The following is a 17,121-nucleotide window of genomic DNA, read 5'->3' as shown; positions in this document are numbered from 1 at the left end:
GCTCCGGTGGCCGCAACCAGCCCGCGGCGTGGCTCAGCCGCACTCGCCCACGTAGCCGCAATTAGCGCATTTGGCGCATCCGTCGACCTTGTGCAGGGCGTGCGCGCCACACTCCGGACACGGCTTGCCGGTGCCGACACCGGGGGTGCCGGGGGCTCGGACCGGGCTGGCGAGATCCGCCCCGGCATCCGGCGCCTGCCCCCCGCCTTCGCGCTGGGCCAGCCTGGCCGCCAGCGCGGCTACCGGCACCTGGCCGCCCTCGGCATCCAGGAAGCCGCGCTTGATCAGGATGCGCTGCAGCGCGTAGCTGAGCGCGGCCACTTCGGAGTCATGGAAGCGCGGCACCTCGGTACCGTCCTGGCGCAGCAGCGTACCGTAGCGCACCGTGCCCTTGTCCCACACCACGTTGCGCATATCCGCCAATGCCTTGGCCACCGAGCCGCCAGAGCGCGCCACCATCGACAACAGCCGCATGGTCGAGGTGATCCACTGCTGGCCCTCGCTGCGCTGCCCCGCCGGCATGAAGAACTCCACCGGGCGCTCGATCTCCACCGGCTTGCCGTCGGCAACGCCGGCGACGCGCATGAAGTTGACGGTCAGGTAGACGGTCTTGTGGCCCTCGTAGGTCAGGTATTCGACCTTGGACGTCACCCCCTCCAGGTCGCCCACCGGCCGGCTGCCGAAGGGGCGAACCAACGGATTATCGTCGGCCACGGCAGCGGGAGCCACCGCCGGCGCCTCTACTGACAGCACGGCCCCCAGCACCGAATTGGGGCGATAGGTCGCCAGCCCCTTCAGGCCGGCCTTCCACGCCTCCAGGTACAAGTTGCGGAAGGCTTCGTACGGATAATCCTCCGGCACGTTGACGGTCTTGCTGATGCTGGTGTCGATATACGGCTGCACCGCTTCCAGCATCCGCATATGGTCCAGCGCCGACATCTGCAGCGCGGTGACGAAGGCATCCGGCAACTGTGCCATGTCGGCCCCCATGTGACGGTAAAGCCGCCAGGCATGATCCGCCACCTCGAAGCTGCGGTAGCTGTTGTCCGGCATCCGCTTCTTGCGGTTATAGGTCCACGAGAAGGCGGGCTCGATGCCATTGGACGCATTGTCGGCAAAGGCCAGCGTGATGGTGCCGGTGGGTGCGATCGACAGCAGGTGCGAATTGCGCAGCCCGTTGCGCGCAATGGCATCGCGCAAGCGTTCGGGCAGCCGCCCGGCAAATCCGCTCTGCAGGTAGGCATTGGCATCGAGCAGGGGGAAGGCGCCCTTCTCCACCGCCAGTTCGGTCGACGCCAGGTAGGCATCGTCGCGCATGCGTTCCGAGATCCGCGCCGCCAGTTGCCGCGCCGGCTCGGTGTCATAGCGCAGGCCCAGCATCACCAGCGCGCTGCCCAGCCCCAGGAAGCCCAGCCCGACGCGGCGCTTGGCGTGGGCCTCGGCCTGTTGTTCGGGCAACGGCCAGAAGGTCACGTCGAGCACGTTGTCGAGCATGCGCGTGGCCACGCGCACCACTTCGGCAAAGGCATCGAAATCGAATTCGGCCTGCGGCGAGAACGGCTGGCGCACGAAGCGCGTCAGGTTGATCGAGCCCAGGCAGCAGCAGCCATAGGACGGCAGCGGCTGCTCGGCGCATGGGTTGGTGGCCTCGATGCGCTCGCAGTAATAAAGGTTGTTGTCGGCGTTGATCTGCGACAGGAACAGGATGCCCGGCTCGGCATGGTCGTAGGTGGCCTGCATGACCTGGTCCCACAGGTTGCGGGCCGGCACGCGCCGGTACACCCACTGGCCGTCGTCGCGGCGATAGGCGCCCGCGGCGATCATGTCGGCACCCGGCTCGGCCTCATGCACCAGTTCGACCTCGCCGTCGGCCTGCACGGCCTGCATGAAGGCGTCAGTGACGCCGATGGAGATATTGAAGTTGCTGAGGTCGCCCTTGTCCTTGGCGTGGATAAAGCTCTCGATATCCGGATGGTCGCAGCGCAGCACGCCCATCTGCGCGCCGCGGCGCGCGCCGGCGGATTCCACGGTGGCGCACGATGCGTCGAACACCTTCATGAACGACACCGGCCCCGAGGCGCGCGAATGCGTGGCCCGCACCAGCGCGCCGGCCGGTCGGATCGCCGAGAAGTCATAGCCCACGCCGCCGCCGCGGCGCATGGTTTCGGCGGCCTGCGCCACCGCCGTGTAGATGCTGGGGCGGCCTTCGCGCGGCTCCGACACCGAATCGCCCACCGGCTGCACGAAACAGTTGATCAGCGTGGCCTGGATGCCGGTGCCCGCCGCCGAGTTGATGCGTCCGGCCGGCACGAAGCCGTTTTCCTGCGCCCACAGGAAGCGCGCGCTCCAGGCCTCGCGCTGGTCCTCGGGTTCGGCCTGGGCCAGCGCGCGCGCCACGCGTTGCCTGACATCGGCAATGCTGCGCTCTTCGCCCTTGGCGTATTTCTCGATCAGGACTTCGGTGGAGATTTCCTGCGGCGCCAGGGCGCCGCGAATGATCTGGTCGTTTGCGTTCATGTATTGGCTCACCACGGTCTGGGTCGGTGAATGGTCGGGCCGCCGCGGCCCGCGTTACCTGCGCCAGATCAAGCCGACGCATTTGCCGCGGGCAATGACCCACCACTGCAAAGGGCATTCAACGCAATTTCTCCGCGGTATCGCGGTCTGGGGTACAATGCCGCTCGGACGGGCCTCCTCGCATGGTGGCGCGGTCAACCTGGTCAGGTCGGGAACGAAGCAGCCACAGCCGTTTTCCGCCAGTGCCGAGGGCCAGGCTCGTCCACCTCACACCCCTCCTGCCGTACCCCTCCCGCTATCTCCGCACGCACGAGTCGTTTGCAGCGCAGTCCCTGTCACTTTAGTACAGCCGGGCCACGAGCGCGCGCGCCGCATATCCCATTTTGCGCCGATTCTGGCACCCTGTCCGGGTGCCACGCCAGCCGTCAGAACAGCGAGCCCTGCTGCGGCATCGGCGGCGCCAGACGCTCGGCGGGAATCCATTCGCCGTCCGCGGTGGCCACGCCGGCCTCGATACGCTTGCCCGGGAACATCGGCGCAAGCGCGGCCGCATAGCGGCCCAGCTGCGCGCGGTAGGCTTCATGCTCCTGCGGCAGGAGCCGCAGCTTGTAGTCGACGATCACCACGCGGTCGTCGAACTCCACCAGCCGGTCGATACGCAGCAGCCTGCCGCGCGCGTCATAGAGTTCGACTTCATTGCGCGCGCTGCGGGCGTCCCCCGCCCCCAGCAACGGCGCCAGTGCCGGCGCGCGCAGCATCGCAGCCACCGCCTCCAGCGCTTGCGCCACCTGTTGCCGCCACGCCTGCCGTGCCGCCCCGGTGTGCGCGCCCGTCAGCGGGAACCAGCGCAATACGGTGTCGATCCCCGGCACGCCGGCAAAGGCTTCGGGATAGCGCGTCAGGCGTTCCAGCAAGGCATGCACCAGCTCGCCGTGGCGGGCGGCCGCAGCGTTGAAGACGATGCCGTCGGACTCGTCTTCGGCTTCGGCCTCGCCCTCTTCTTCAAACCCGATCCCCTGCCGCGCATCCGCCGCATCGCGATAGCGCAGCCGGAAGTCGGTAAAGCGCACCGGCTCGCTCAGGCGCGCGGGCATCGGAGCCTGGTCCTGCGCATCGGCCAGCTCGCCCGGATAGGCCGGCACCATCTCGCCGACGCCTGCGGCCTGCAGCCGCACATACCAACTGCCGGCGATCTCGGCATTGCCCTCGCCCGAACCGCTGCGGCTGGCACGGCCCTTGACCCCGCTGACCAGCAGGCCCTGCTGCGCGCGCGTCATGGCCACGTACAGCAGGTTCCAGTTCTCGCGCTCGCCCAGCGCCGCCTCCGCCTCGAACAACGGCGCCCGCGCCAGCCCGCGCTCGCTGCGCTTGCCGTAGGCCGAGAAATGCCGAGGCACCGGCGACGACGGCGGCCAGTCGACCAGGATGCCGCCCCGGTCCGCGGCCGGCTCACTGTGGTTGGCATCGAGCAGCACCACGAACGGCGCCTCCAGGCCCTTGGCCGCATGCACGGTCAGGATATGGACCGCGTCGAGGCCGGCAAACGCCGGATCGTCCTCGGCCGGCTCCACGTCTTCGGCGCTCTCGCCCATGCCGCCTTCATCGGGGCTTTCGCCCTCGTCGCCGCGGCGGATTTCCTGCAGCTCGTCGATAAATTTCGGCAGGCTCGGATAGCGCCCGCCGTCGAGGTCAAGCGACAGCTTCAGGAAGGCGTCGAGGTTGGCCAGCACCTGTTCGCGGATATCCGGCGGCGCGGCCTCGGCATAACGGCGCCGCACTTCGCCGCCGTGGAAGATCTGGTCAATCAGGTCATGCACCGGCCGGTGCGGCGCGACGCGCAACCACTGGCGCAAGCGCTGCACGCCTTCGCGCAGCGCATCGGATACGTGTTCGGGCAGGCCGCCTGACTCGATGCGTGCCCACCAGCCGCCCTCGCCTTCGATCCGGGCCAGCGCCAGCAGGTCGTCGTCTGTCGCTCCCACCAGCGGGCTCTTCAGCACGTGCGCGAGATCCAGGTCCGATTCCGGCGTCATCAGGAACGCCAGCAACGCCGACAGGTCCAGCGCCTCGAGCGTGGCCAGCAGGCCGCCGCGGCGCGGGCTCAGGCACGGGATGCCGGCCTCGCGCAGCGCGCGCTCATAGTCAGCCAGATGGGTCTTGCGGCGCACCAGCAGATGCATGTCGCTCCAGCGCGCGGGGCGCTGTTCGCCGCCCTCATGGACCGGCACGGTGTCGCGCACCAGGCGCAGCCACGCGGCCACGCGCCGGCCCTCTTCCAGCCGCAGCGAATCGCCGGCCTGCCGGCGTGGCTGCAGCAGCGTGTCGCGATGGGCGGAGGCGGCTTCGGCGGACTTGTCCTCTGCACCATCGTCAACGGCGTCTTCGGCCTTGTCCTCGGGCTCCACCAGCGGCAGCAGCCAGACCGGCCCGTTGCCTCCGGCCAGTGCCGTGGTCTGGGTCGCGTACAGCGGATAGCGGCCCTCGGCGCGTGCGGTGTCGAACACGGCGTTGACCCAGTCCAGCACTTCGGCACGGTTGCGCCGGGTGCGGTTGGTGCGCAGCACGGTGGCGCCGAACGTATCGCGCAGCATCTCGCCGGCCGCGCCGAACAGCCGTGCATCGGCGCGCCGGAAGCGGTAGATCGACTGCTTGGGATCGCCCACCAGGAACACCGTCGGCCGCTCGCCCAGGCCCGCATAGCCGGCCAGCCAGCCCTGCAGGATGCGCCACTGCAGCGGGTTGGTGTCCTGGAACTCGTCGAGCAGCAGATGGCGGTAACGCGCGTCCAGCCGCACCTGCAGGTACGTGGCGGTCTCTTCGTCCGACATCAGGCGCGCGGCCTGCCATTCCAGGTCGGCGAAGTCCATCGCGCGCTGCTCGTCCTTGTGCCGCTGGTAGCGCGTCAGCAAGGCATCGCCGATACAGAACAGCGCGCGGTTGATCGCCAGCACCGCGGCTTCGCAACAACGCGCGCTGATGTCGTCAAGCATGGCGCAGATCGAGGCATGCTCGTCCAGCAACGCATCGACCATGCCTTCGCCGCCGGCGGCCTTGACCAGCGCCGCGGTGCGCCGCAGCGAACGCGGGCCGCCGGTGGTGGTGAAGAACGCGGCGCGCAACTGCGCGAACGCCCGTTCGGCGGGCTTGCCGGGCGCCGCGCCCGCTTCGCGCCACGCGGTGATCGCCATCAGCGCATCGGTGATGCGGGCGGCGTGGGTCTGCTCGGTCTTGCCGGCCGCGCCCAGGCGCAGCGCCAGCGACTCGCAGGCATCGCGCCAGCCTTCGTCGGACAGCGCCTGCAGCAGCACGTCGCCCCGGGCGTCTTCGCCCAGGCAGTCGGACAGCGCCTGCAGCGGGTCGCCGCCCTCCTGCATCGCCCACCATTCGCTGCGGGCATGGAACATCGCGTCCAGCAGCGCGCGTGCCTGGAAGTCGCCCACGGCATCGACCAGCGTTTCCCACGCGGCGCGCAAGTCGGTGTATTGCTCCGTGGCCAGCGCGCGCCAGACCGGGGCCCAGGCTTCGCGTTTCATGCGCAGCGCATCTTCGCGCAGCGCCGCGCCCGGCACGATGCCCGAGGCCAGCGGCGCGCCACGCAGCAGCGTGCCGAACCAGCCGTGGAAGGTATCGATGGCCATGCGCCCGGGCGCGGCCAGCACCTGCGCATGCAGGCGCCGCGCACGCGGCAGCGCCTCGCGCGCGGCGTCATGCGTCAGGCCGCGCTGCACCAGCGCTGCGACCACGTCTTCATCGCTGTCGCGCGACATCTGTGCCAGCACCTCCAGCAGGCGGTCGCGCATTTCTTCGGCGGCCTTGCGCGTGAAGGTGATGGCCAGGATCTCGTGCGGCGCGGCGCCGGCCAGCAGCAGGCGCACCAGCCGCGCCACCAGCAGCCAGGTCTTGCCGCTGCCGGCACAGGCCTCTACCACCACCGAGCGCGCGGGATCGCAGGCGGCGCGCGTGAACTCGGCCTCGGAAACGGGCTCGCCGTCGCGCTGGTAAGGCTGGACGTGGTGCGGATCGTGGGGCGTCATGATGTCAGCGCCGGCACGGCGGTGGATTCCCAGAAGCCCTTGCGGCACAGGCCGCGGGCGGTGCAATACAGGCAGGCGGAGGCATCGCCGAAGGCCGGCAGCCTGGCACCCTGGCGCAGGCGCATGACGTCGTCGCGCATCTGCCGTTCCAGCCAGATGACGGCGGCTTCAAAATCGGGCAGGCCGACTTCGCGCTGCGCCGCCGCTGCGCCCTCGCGCGCGCCTTCGAGCGATACCCAGCTGCCCGCTGCCGCATCGGCGCGCAGCAGGCCGTAGAACGGCAGCTGGCAGTCTTCCCCGACCTCGGCCAGCTTGCGCTTGAGGCGGGTGGCGCTCTGCGTCTTGTAGTCGAGCACGGCATGCGCCCCGCCCGGGCCCTGGTCAAGCCGGTCGATGCGCCCGGTCAGGCGCAGCGGCTGGCCGTCGGGCATCGGCAGGTCGATGCCGGCGTCGAGCTCGCCGCCGCGCCAGAACCAGCCCTCGGCCTCGCGCGCGGATTGCCAGGCGACATACGACGGCATCACCTCGCGCCAGCGCCGGTAGTAGGCAATGGCATTGCCGTCCTCGGCCATCAGCGCACCGAACACGGCTTCGGAAATCTCGGCCAGGCGGGCCAGGCGCCGGTCTTCCGCCAGCGTCTCGCCACGCTCGCGGCGCGCCTGCAGGTCCTTGTGGTAGCGCAGCAGCACGTGGTGCAGGTGTTCGCCGATCTCGCGTTTCTCCAGCTCGTCGCTGACTGTCTCCAACCCGGCCAGGCCCAGCATGCGGCCGGCGAAGAACTGGTAGGGGCAGCGGCGCAGCATGTTGTAGGCCTGCGCGCTCCAGCGCACCGGCACCAGCGCGGGCTCCGCCGCCGGCGCCGGCATGCCCTGCGGATCGGCAAAGGTCTCGTGCGCCTGTGCTGCGGCGGAAGCTTCGATGCTGACGCCCGCGCGCGCGCAGCACGCCGCCAGGCGCTCGATCCAGCCCGACACATGATGCGGCTCGCCGCGGCTGCCGTAGCGTTGCCAGGTCAGCACCACGTCGTCGTTGTTCAGCAGCACCTCGGCCAGGTCGCGCGCCTGTTGCGCAAAGCGGGCCTCGCGGTCTTCCAGGTCCAGCTCGCGCCGCATCTGGTTGGAGAAGAACATCAGCTCGGCGGCGCTGGACGGCAGTTGCGCGTCATCGCAGCCGACGATCACCACGCCCTCGAAGCGGCGCATGCGCGCGCCGTTCAGCGGCAGGATGGTGATGCGCGCCGGGCCGCTGGCCGAGGGCTCCTTGTAGGCGACCGATTCCAGCAGCGCCGACAGCATCGCGCGGAACTCGCCCTGCGACAGCGTGGCATGGCCGCCGGTCTCGTCCAGCGGCAACTCCTGCAGCCGCGCCAGCGCATCGAGCAGCTGGCTGCCGGCATCGTCCGCGGCCAGCGCTGCGCGCATGCCGAGGCCGTCGAGCATGCCGTCGAGCCGTTCCAGCCAGGTTGCCAGCGGATGCTGCGCGAGGCCGCGCGGCCAGCGCGCCGCCTCGTCGGCGAGCACGGCGATGAGCGCGTGCGCGGCGTGGCGCGGCGCTTCGGCGGCATCCTCGTCTTCCGTGGCAGCTTGTTGCGCCGCGGTCGGTGCGTGGCCGAACAGCTGGCGCAGGCGCGCCCAGCCGCCGGTGATGCCCTCGCGCCGCACCTGGCGCTCCAGCAGCGCGATGGCCGCGCCGCGCCCGGCAACCTCCGGCAGGCAGAACGGGCTCTTGAGCAGGTCCAGCAGCGCAGCGGTGTCGCCGTCGCGCACCAACAGGTCGAACCAGCGCATCAGCGCGGCGGCCGCGCGCGTGGTGGAAAGCTTCCAGCCGGTCTCGTCGCGCACCGGTGCGCCGGCGCGCGCCAGCAGGGCACGGGCGCGCCGCGCCACCACGCGGTCGTGCGCGACCAGCGCCACCTGGCGGCGGCCTTCATTGAGCCACTGCACCAGCTGCGCGGCTGCCGCGGCGGCTTCATCCTCGAAGCGCGCGCTGCCGACCACGCGGATCGACGGACGCTGCGGCGGCAGCGCAGGCATGGCCGGCGCGGGGGCGACGGCTTCGGCATCATCGACGATCCTTGCTTCCGGCCATAGCGCCAGCAGGGTCTGGTACCAGTCGGCATCGCTCTCGCCCTGCCCGGTCCAGTCATAGCCGACCTGCAGCACCGGCACCAACTCGGCGGCATCGCGCAGGAACGCGGCTTCAAGCGGCGTGGGCGGGGTCGGGGCAATCCAGATCACCGGGCCGCGCAGCTGCTGCGACAGCTCGCGCAAGGCGCGGCGCCGCGCCGGCAGCGGATCGTCCGGGCCGGACAGCGCCTGCCAGAATGCCAGCACGATGCGCGCCTCTTCGCCGAGGAAGCGCTCGGACAGATGCGAATAGGTCCGTTCCAGCGCGCCCTGCAGCAGGCCGGCGCGATCGTCGCCGTCGATCTCGTCATCGTCGCGGATGGCGGCGTCTTCGAGCCAGCGCGCGTTAAGCTCGTCGCAGATCGACAGCAGCGTCTGCGACAGGCCCCATGCGGCGGTCTCGTTCTGGGCGCCGAAGGCGCGGCGCAGCCAATCCTGCCCGCGCACCGCCTGCTGCACGGCCAGCAGGCGTGCGGCCGGGCTGCGCACCGGGGCGCCCTCGGGCGGCAGGTCGAGCAGCCAGTGGCCCAGCGTCAGCACGCGCGGCAGCAGCCGCGGGCTGCCCGACGCGCGCGCGGCGGCGTCCAGTGCCTGGCGCACGCCCGGGATCTGCGCCGCGGTGGGCACGACCACGTGCGCGCCCGCCTCCGGCGCGCCGCAGCGGTCGAGGAAATACCAGGCAGCCGTGGCCGCCTGGTCGAGGAAATCAGGGCCAGGGCGGAAACGTAGCGACGTCATGGGCGCGTGGGGCGCAGCCCGGAATGGCTGCGCGAACTGCGTCGGTCGGCGAAAGCGTCAGGATGCAACGGAAACAATACGGGCGCCGCCGGCCTGGGCGGCTGGCGGCAAGTGTGATGCAGGGCAGGCGGAACCGGCTCAGTCCGAACCGCCTTCCAGCCGGGCGCGGATTTCGCGCGCGGTCTCGAGCAGGCCCTCATAGCCGGAGCGCGCATGCTCGGGCAGGTCCGGGTCGCCCACCAGGGTACCGAGGGTCTCGATGATGCTGTAGACCAGGCCGCGTGCGGCACCGCTGGCGATGCTGTTGGTCTCCACGGCGCTGCTGATATGGTCCAGCGCATCGCTCAGGTGGTCCACGTCCGGCGCCTGGCCGGGCTCGGGCTCGGGCTGCGAAGGCTTGCGGGGATCGGTGTTCATGTCGATGACCTAGTCAGTGGCGCAGGATGCAAGATTGGTCCGCTGGCGCCGCCTGCGGACCGCTTTCTATTCTACGCGCACGCCACACTCAATCGGCACCGCGCGGCGCGCACAAGTGCATTCTATGACACACCCTCCCGCACGCCGCAAGCGATTACCCGAATCTCTCGGCGCCATAGAAAATAAGCATTTCAATGAATCCTCCGATTGCAGCAGAATCATTTCCGTGCCGGCGCGCTTTCGAGTGTTTGCCAGGCCGGTCTTGAAAATCGGCAAACTGGTAACATATCGGCAGCACCGGGCGCGGCAGCGGCCCCCACGGCCTGTTTGCGGGCTGCGGAGGCAGCCCGACGGGTCCGCGCAATCTCGTGTAAGGTAACGGTTCGGCCCTCCGAAGTCTCCAGCCTTCAACATAAACAGAGCGAAACCAGAGGTTTTCCGCCATGAGCGAACAAATCAAGTATGTGAGCGACGCCTCCTTCGATGCTGACGTCCTCCAGTCCGACAAACCCGTCCTGCTCGACTTCTGGGCGGAATGGTGCGGCCCCTGCAAGATGATCGCGCCGATCCTGGACGAAGTCGCCAAGGACTATGGCGACAAGCTGCAGATCGCCAAGATCAATGTCGATGAAAACCAGCAGGTGCCGGCCAAGTTCGGCATCCGCGGCATCCCGACGCTGATCCTGTTCAAGAACGGCGCGGTCGCGGCCCAGAAGGTCGGCGCGCTGTCCAAGTCGCAACTGACCGCCTTCCTCGACGGCAACCTGTAAGCTGCGCGCCGGGACCTGACCCACGGTCCCGGTTTTGTCACGATCCGACGTGCGTGCGCCACATCCTGGCGGCCCGGTCGGATTGTGCTAAGATGCCACCAACAACTCCCCGAGCGTTCGCTCATTTCCCCCCTTCCCTTTAGGTCTCGCCCGTCCGGGCCCATCTGTACCCCTCGTCTATGCACCTGACAGAACTCAAATCGCTTCACGTGTCTGCGCTTCTCGAAATGGCGGCTACGCTCGAGATCGACAACGCACAACGGATGCGCAAACAGGAACTGATGTTTGCGATCCTGAAGAAGCGCGCCAAGATGGGCGAAACCATCTTTGGAGACGGCACGCTGGAGGTGCTGCCCGACGGCTTCGGCTTCCTGCGCTCGCCCGAAACCTCGTATCTGGCCAGCACGGATGACATCTACATCAGTCCGTCCCAGATCCGCCGCTTCAACCTGCACACCGGCGATTCGATCGAGGGTGAAGTGCGTACGCCCAAGGACGGCGAACGCTACTTTGCACTGGTCAAGGTGGACAAGGTCAACGGGCAGCCGCCCGAAGCGGTCAAGAACCGCATCATGTTCGAGAACCTGACGCCGCTGCACCCGAACCGGCCGCTCACGCTCGAACGCGATATCAAGGCTGAAGAGAACATCACCGGCCGCATCATCGACATGATCGCGCCGATCGGCCGCGGCCAGCGTGCGCTGCTGGTGGCGTCGCCCAAGTCCGGCAAGACCGTGATGCTGCAGCACATCGCCCACGCGATTGCCAACAACCATCCGGAAGCGGACCTGTTCGTGCTGCTGATCGACGAGCGCCCGGAAGAAGTGACCGAGATGATGCGTTCGGTGCGCGGCGAAGTGGTTGCGTCGACCTTCGACGAACCGGCCATCCGCCACGTTCAGGTTGCCGAAATGGTGATCGAGAAGGCCAAGCGCCTGGTCGAACTGAAGCGCGACGTCGTGATCCTGCTGGACTCGATCACCCGTCTGGCGCGTGCCTACAACACCGTGGTGCCGGCCTCGGGCAAAGTGCTGACCGGTGGTGTGGACGCCAACGCGCTGCAGCGCCCGAAGCGCTTCTTCGGTGCCGCGCGCAACCTGGAAGAAGGCGGTTCGCTGACCATCATCGCCACCGCGCTGATCGAAACCGGCAGCCGCATGGACGACGTGATCTATGAAGAGTTCAAGGGCACCGGCAATATGGAAGTGCACCTGGAACGCCGCCTGGCCGAGAAGCGCGTCTACCCGTCGATCAACCTGAACAAGTCGGGCACGCGCCGCGAAGAGCTGCTGATCAAGCCGGAAATCCTGCAGAAGATCTGGATCCTGCGCAAGTTCATCTCCGACATGGATGAAGTGCAGGCGATGGAATTCATCATGGACAAGATGAAGGCCACGAAGAACAACGCCGAGTTTTTCGATATGATGCGCAGAGGCGGCTGAGCCCTCGCTGCAGCGTCAACGCAGCATCGCCGCAAGGCGGACAGGAAGGCGTGCCACGGCACGCCTTTTTTGTTGCCCGACCTTTTTTGTTGCCGGACCATTTCACAGCGCACCGCGCTACGCCCATGCTCGGCAAACTGACCTCATTCCTGCGCACCCGCTCGCGGGCCCGCAAGCTGGAACACTACGCCATCCCCGATGCGCTGTGGGCGCGCACGGTCGCCACGCTGCCGTTCGTGCAGCGCTACGGCAGCGAAGACCTGGCGGCGCTGCGCGAACTGGCCACGCTGTTCATCGCCGACAAGGAATACTCCACCGCGCACGACCTGCCGCTGGCCGACGACATGGTGGCCAGCGTTGCCGTGCAGGCCTGCGTGCCGATCCTGAAGCTGGGGCTGCCTTGGTACCGGGGCTGGCACGGCATCGTGCTCTACCCGGGCGAGTTCATCATCCGCCGGACCGTGCAGGACGAGATCGGCCTGGTGCACGGCGTGGTCGAGGAAGCCAGCGGCGAGGCCTGGGAGCACGGGCCGGTGATCCTGTCCTGGCCCGACGTGCACACCCCCGGGGCCGGCATCGACAGCGACCACGAACTGCCGGCCGATACCTACAACGTGGTCATCCACGAGTTCGCCCACAAGCTGGACATGCTCGACGGCGAGCCCGACGGCGTGCCGCCCTTCTCGCGCGTGCTGCACCCGGACATCGACGCGGAAGCCTGGGCCGAGACCTTCCTGACCGAGTACGACCGCTTTGCCGAGTCCTGGGAGGCACGCGACGAGGCCGACTGGGAGCACCCGGAGCGGCTGCCGCCGGCGCTGCGCATCATCGACCCATATGGGACCGAGGCGCCGAGCGAGTTCTTTGCCGTGACGTCAGAGGCATTTTTTGTCGAGCCGACCGGGCTGGCGCGGCACTGGCCGGTTGTATACCAGTCGCTGGCCGCCTTCTATCGCCAGGACCCGGCCTCCATGTGATGCTTTTGCCATATTCATGCACAACACTTTCTGTGCCTCGCGTGGCGCAGCCTCTTCCCCAAGTATTTGTTTTTCTGCCATAATCCCGGTTTGCCCGTTACCGGCAAGTGGTTCGTTCGTCGCCGCGCCATGCACGCTCTCGCCCTCGGCGGAGAACAGCGGATTGCAACGGACTGGCTACCCAACCAGAAAGGACTCATCATGAAAGAAGGCATTCACCCGAATTACCGCGAAGTCGTGTTCCAGGACATGTCCAGCGACTTCAGCTTCATCACCCGCTCGACCATCCAGACCAAGGACAAGATCGTGAAGGACGGCAAGGAATACCCGCTGGCCAAGATCGAAGTCTCGTCGGAATCGCACCCGTTCTACACCGGCACCCAGAAGATCATGGACACGGCCGGCCGCGTGGAAAAGTTCCGCCAGAAGTTCGGCAACAAGCTGGGCAAGGCTGCGAAGTAAATCGCTTTCAGCGAACCCCGCTTCGCAAGGCCTGCGGACAGATGCTCCGGGGCCTGTGCGAAACAGCAAAGAGGCAGCATCGGCTGCCTCTTTGCTTTTGTGCCGGACCACGACCGGTACCGCCGCATTCATTGGATTTACCCCACACCCCGTGAGGCTTCCACGCCATGCCACGGCCCGCGCGGCCGCCGCATGCGCGATACTGTGGCCTTCGCGCCATTGCGCCACGGCCCGACCTGAGCATCGATGCGTCAAGCCAATACCTCCCCCGTCCAGTTGACCGCTGCCGCGACCGGCGCCCTGCCGCGCGCGCTGCTGCTGGCGATCTGCATCATCTATGGCCTGGTCGGCCTGTTCGGCCGCGACCCGTGGAAGAACGAGGACGCCGCCGGCTTTGGCGTGATGTGGCAGCTGGCCACCGGCAACCTGCACGACTGGCTGATGCCGAATATCGTCGGCCGCCCGTACAGCGAGGACGGCCCGCTGGTGTTCTGGATCGGCGCGCTGATGATCCGCGGCTTCGGCAGCTGGCTGGGCGCGGCCGACGCCGCGCGGCTGGCCACGGCGCTGTTCTTCTTCGCGACCTGCGCCTGCATCTGGTACACCACCTACCTGCTGGGCCGGCGCGACGAGGTCCAGCCATTTGCCTATGCCTTCGGCGGCCAGCCCAACGCGCGCGATTACGGCCGCACGCTGGCTGACGGCGCGCTGCTGATCTTCCTGGCCTGCGTGGGCCTGGCCATGCGCGGGCACGAGACCACGCCGCAGGTCGGCCAGGTCGCCTTTATCGCACTGGCCCTGTACGGCATGGTGCGCAGCCTCGACAAGCCCATCCAGGGCAGCCTGGTCTATGGTGCCGCGCTGGGCGGGCTGGCGCTGGCCAGCGGGCCCCTGCTGCCGCTGGCGCTGCTGGGTGGCAGCGCGGTCTGCGCACTGGTGTGCAAGCCGCTGCCGTGGCGGCGCCTGGCCGCCATCGGCATTCCGCTGGCGCTGCTGATGGTGTCGGCGTGGCTGGCGGCCGCCTACTTCGGCGCGGCCGACCGCGACGAGGCGGTGACCTTCATCCGCGAATGGTCGCGCTATGACCGCCGCAGCTACGGCTCGCCCAATGTGGCGACCTTCGGCTTCAACGTGCGCAACCTGTTCCTGTACACGTGGCCGGTCTGGCCGATCGCGGGCTGGGCCTGGATCGCGTGGACCGGCATGCGCCGCGCCCCCCATGTGGCGGCGCCGCTGGCGCTGCTGCTGCCGGTGCTGGTGCTGCTGTTCCTGCAGCGCAGTGCCGGCGACGTGCAGTTCATCCTGCTGCTGCCGCCGATGGCCGTGCTGGCCGCATTCGCGCTGCCCACGCTGGCGCGCGGCGTGATCAACGCGATCGACTGGTTCGCGCTGCTGTTCTTCACCATCTTCGGTGGCACGGTCTGGTTCATGTGGATCGCCAAGACCACCGGCTGGCCGCCGCGCATCGCACGCAACGTCTTCCGCCAGCTGCCCGGCTACCAGCATGAGTTCACCATTGCCGCGGTGGTGTTCGCGCTGGCGGCCACGGTCGCGTGGGTGCTGATCGTGCGCTGGCGGCTGTCGCGCGCGCCCAAGCAGATCTGGCGCCCGGTGGTGATTTCCGCCGCCGGCACCACCCTGATGTGGGTCATGGCAATGACGCTGTGGCTGCCCTCGATCAACTACGGCAAGACCTACCGCGACGTGGCCCAGGCCGCGGCGATGGCGCTGCCGCCTGCCTACCAGTGCGTCCAGCCGATCCGCATGGGCGATGCGCAGCTGGCGTCGTTCGCCTATTTCGGCCATATCCGCTTTGGCGGCCCCAACGACGGCTGCGACGTGCTGCTGCGCCATGACGCGGTCGACTATGGCGAGCCGGGCAATATCTCGCATTTCGAGTGGCGGCTGATCTGGGAAGGCCGCCGCCCCGCGGACCGCGACGAGCGCTTCCGCATGTACCGGCTGGTCGATACCGCGCGCGCCATCCATCCGCGCCCCGACCTGCCGCGGCGCCGCCTGCCGCGCCAGCCCTGAGCCCTTTCCGGCGTCACCACCACCGCAGCGCCTGTCGCGCCATCGAACCATTCCGGCCGCAGGCGGCTGCGGGGCTGACCATCCAGCCCTGACCAAGCCTGCCGAGCCCTGAATGACCCTGTTCCAAGACCTTCGCCGTATCGCCAGCCTGGCCGGCCCTGTGCTGGCCGGCCAGCTTGCCGTTATCGCCTTTGGCGTCATCGATACCGTGATGGCCGGGCGCGCCTCGGCGACCGACCTGGCCGCCGTGGGCCTGGGCGGCTCGATCTACGTCACCATCTATATCAGCCTGATGGGCGTATTGCAGGCGCTGTCGCCCATCGCCGGGCAGCTCTATGGCGCCGGCCGCATCGAGGCGATCGGCGCCGAGGTCCGGCAGGCCGCATGGCTGGGCGCCGCACTGGCGATTCCGGGCGTGCTGCTGCTGGCCTTCCCGGCCCCGCTGCTCGCTTTCGCCAAGGCGCCGCCCGAACTGGTCGAGAAAGCCACCGCCTACCTGCATTTCGGTGCCTTCGGGCTGCCGGCGGCGCTGGCATTCCGCATCTACTCGGCGCTGAACAATGCGCTGTCGCGCCCGATCATGGTGACGGTGCTGCAGATCGGCGGGCTGGCGCTGAAGGTGCCGCTCAATGCCTGGTTCATCCACGGCGGCCTGGGCGTGCCGGCGATGGGCGGCCCCGGCTGCGGCCTGGCCTCGACGCTGATCAGCTGGGCCTGGTGCATCGCCGGGCTGCTGATCCTGCGCTACGGCAGCGCCTATCACCCGCTGCGGATCTTCAGTATGTGGAGCTGGCCGGCTGCCGCCCCGCTGCGCGCACTGCTGCGGCTGGGCGTGCCGATGGGCCTGACCTACCTGATCGAGATCACCTCGTTCACGCTGATGTCGATCTTCATCACGCGCCTGGGCACGGTCACGCTGGCCGGGCACCAGATCATCGCCAACCTGGGCGCAGTGGCCTACATGCTGCCGCTGTCGCTGGGGATTGCCACCTCGACGCTGGTGGCACAGCATCTCGGCGCGCGCGACCTGGCCGGCGCCAGCCGCCTTGCCTGGCGAGGTATCCGCATGGCGGTGACGCTGGCGGTGCTGACCGGTGCCCTGCTGTGGCTGCTGCGCAAGCCGGTGCTGCATGCCTACGCGAGCGATCCCGCGGTGGTCGCGGCAGCGCTGCCGCTGGTGCTGTTCGTGGCGTTCTACCAGGCCTTCGACGCGGTGCAGGTGATGACGGCGTTTATCCTGCGCGCGTACAAGATCGCGCTGATTCCGACGCTGATCTATGCCGGCTCGCTGTGGGGCATCGGACTGGGCGGGGGTTATGTGCTGGGCTTCGGGCTGATCGAGGGCATGCCCGACTTCACACGCGGCGCCAGCGGCTTCTGGCTGGCCAACAGCATCAGCCTGGCGATTGCAGGCGTGCTGCTGGTGCGGTATTTCAGCCGGGTCAGCAAGGATCCGGAAAACTGACTCTGGCACTGGCCGCTCTCAAGGGCGGCGGCCGCATCTTCAGTAACCGGAAAAGAAAAACGCCCGCTTGCGCGGGCGTTCTAATTTGGCGGAGTGGACGGGACTCGCCCACATGCCGCGGGCCGCGGCTGCGCTTGCA

General features: G+C 68.5%; 10 protein-coding genes and 1 other RNA gene. 7 read left to right on the top strand and 4 right to left on the bottom strand.

The window, feature by feature from the left end; all coding sequences use genetic code 11:
- Positions 1-33 precede the first annotated feature (33 nt).
- Positions 34-2,517 carry an adenosylcobalamin-dependent ribonucleoside-diphosphate reductase gene (locus tag AC3WRR_RS26505; RefSeq protein ID WP_058697194.1) on the bottom strand — a complete coding sequence of 828 codons (2,484 nt, stop codon included), beginning with the start codon at positions 2,515-2,517 and terminating at the stop codon, positions 34-36.
- A 167-nt stretch (positions 2,518-2,684) separates the two neighbouring features.
- Here AC3WRR_RS26505 and ffs point away from each other — a divergent pair.
- Positions 2,685-2,783: signal recognition particle sRNA small type (gene ffs / locus AC3WRR_RS26500), an RNA gene on the top strand.
- A 159-nt stretch (positions 2,784-2,942) separates the two neighbouring features.
- Here ffs and AC3WRR_RS26495 read toward each other — a convergent pair.
- The 3 genes from AC3WRR_RS26495 to AC3WRR_RS26485 form a co-directional block, all read right to left on the bottom strand.
- A complete protein-coding gene (locus AC3WRR_RS26495) occupies positions 2,943-6,551 on the bottom strand; it encodes a UvrD-helicase domain-containing protein (protein WP_492298574.1) in 3,609 nt (1,202 codons plus the stop codon).
- Positions 6,548-9,415, bottom strand: coding sequence for a PD-(D/E)XK nuclease family protein (locus AC3WRR_RS26490; protein WP_439668044.1), 2,868 nt, complete (start codon positions 9,413-9,415; stop codon positions 6,548-6,550). Before AC3WRR_RS26490 ends, AC3WRR_RS26495 begins: the two co-directional genes overlap by 4 nt.
- A gap of 138 nt (positions 9,416-9,553) precedes the next feature.
- Positions 9,554-9,832: a hypothetical protein gene (locus AC3WRR_RS26485; RefSeq protein WP_010814264.1), complete on the bottom strand. Its 279-nt coding sequence runs from the start codon at positions 9,830-9,832 to the stop codon at positions 9,554-9,556.
- 443 nt (positions 9,833-10,275) lie between these two features.
- Here AC3WRR_RS26485 and trxA point away from each other — a divergent pair, with 443 nt between their 5' ends.
- The 6 genes from trxA (at position 10,276) to AC3WRR_RS26455 (ending at position 16,982) form a co-directional block, all read left to right on the top strand.
- The gene (gene trxA / locus AC3WRR_RS26480) at positions 10,276-10,602 is read left to right on the top strand and encodes a thioredoxin TrxA (RefSeq protein WP_010814265.1); all 327 of its coding nucleotides are present in this window, start codon (positions 10,276-10,278) and stop codon (positions 10,600-10,602) included.
- Between the two features lie 179 nt (positions 10,603-10,781).
- The gene (gene rho, locus AC3WRR_RS26475; protein ID WP_010814266.1) at positions 10,782-12,044 is read left to right on the top strand and encodes a transcription termination factor Rho; all 1,263 of its coding nucleotides are present in this window, start codon (positions 10,782-10,784) and stop codon (positions 12,042-12,044) included.
- 125 nt (positions 12,045-12,169) lie between these two features.
- Positions 12,170-13,021: a M90 family metallopeptidase gene (locus AC3WRR_RS26470; protein WP_010814267.1), complete on the top strand. Its 852-nt coding sequence runs from the start codon at positions 12,170-12,172 to the stop codon at positions 13,019-13,021.
- A 201-nt stretch (positions 13,022-13,222) separates the two neighbouring features.
- Entirely contained in the window at positions 13,223-13,483 is a 261-nt protein-coding gene (locus tag AC3WRR_RS26465; protein ID WP_010814268.1) for a type B 50S ribosomal protein L31, read from the top strand.
- Positions 13,484-13,729: 246 nt separating this feature from the next.
- A complete protein-coding gene (locus tag AC3WRR_RS26460; RefSeq protein WP_492298571.1) occupies positions 13,730-15,517 on the top strand; it encodes an ArnT family glycosyltransferase in 1,788 nt (595 codons plus the stop codon).
- Positions 15,518-15,629: 112 nt separating this feature from the next.
- Positions 15,630-16,982: an MATE family efflux transporter gene (locus AC3WRR_RS26455; RefSeq protein WP_010814270.1), complete on the top strand. Its 1,353-nt coding sequence runs from the start codon at positions 15,630-15,632 to the stop codon at positions 16,980-16,982.
- Positions 16,983-17,121 lie beyond the last annotated feature (139 nt).

Source organism: Cupriavidus sp. FW305-3-2-15-C-LB2 (assembly GCF_058787575.1).
The sequence above is the reverse complement of the archived record's forward strand: the minus strand, read 5'-3'. Positions and strand labels throughout refer to the sequence as shown.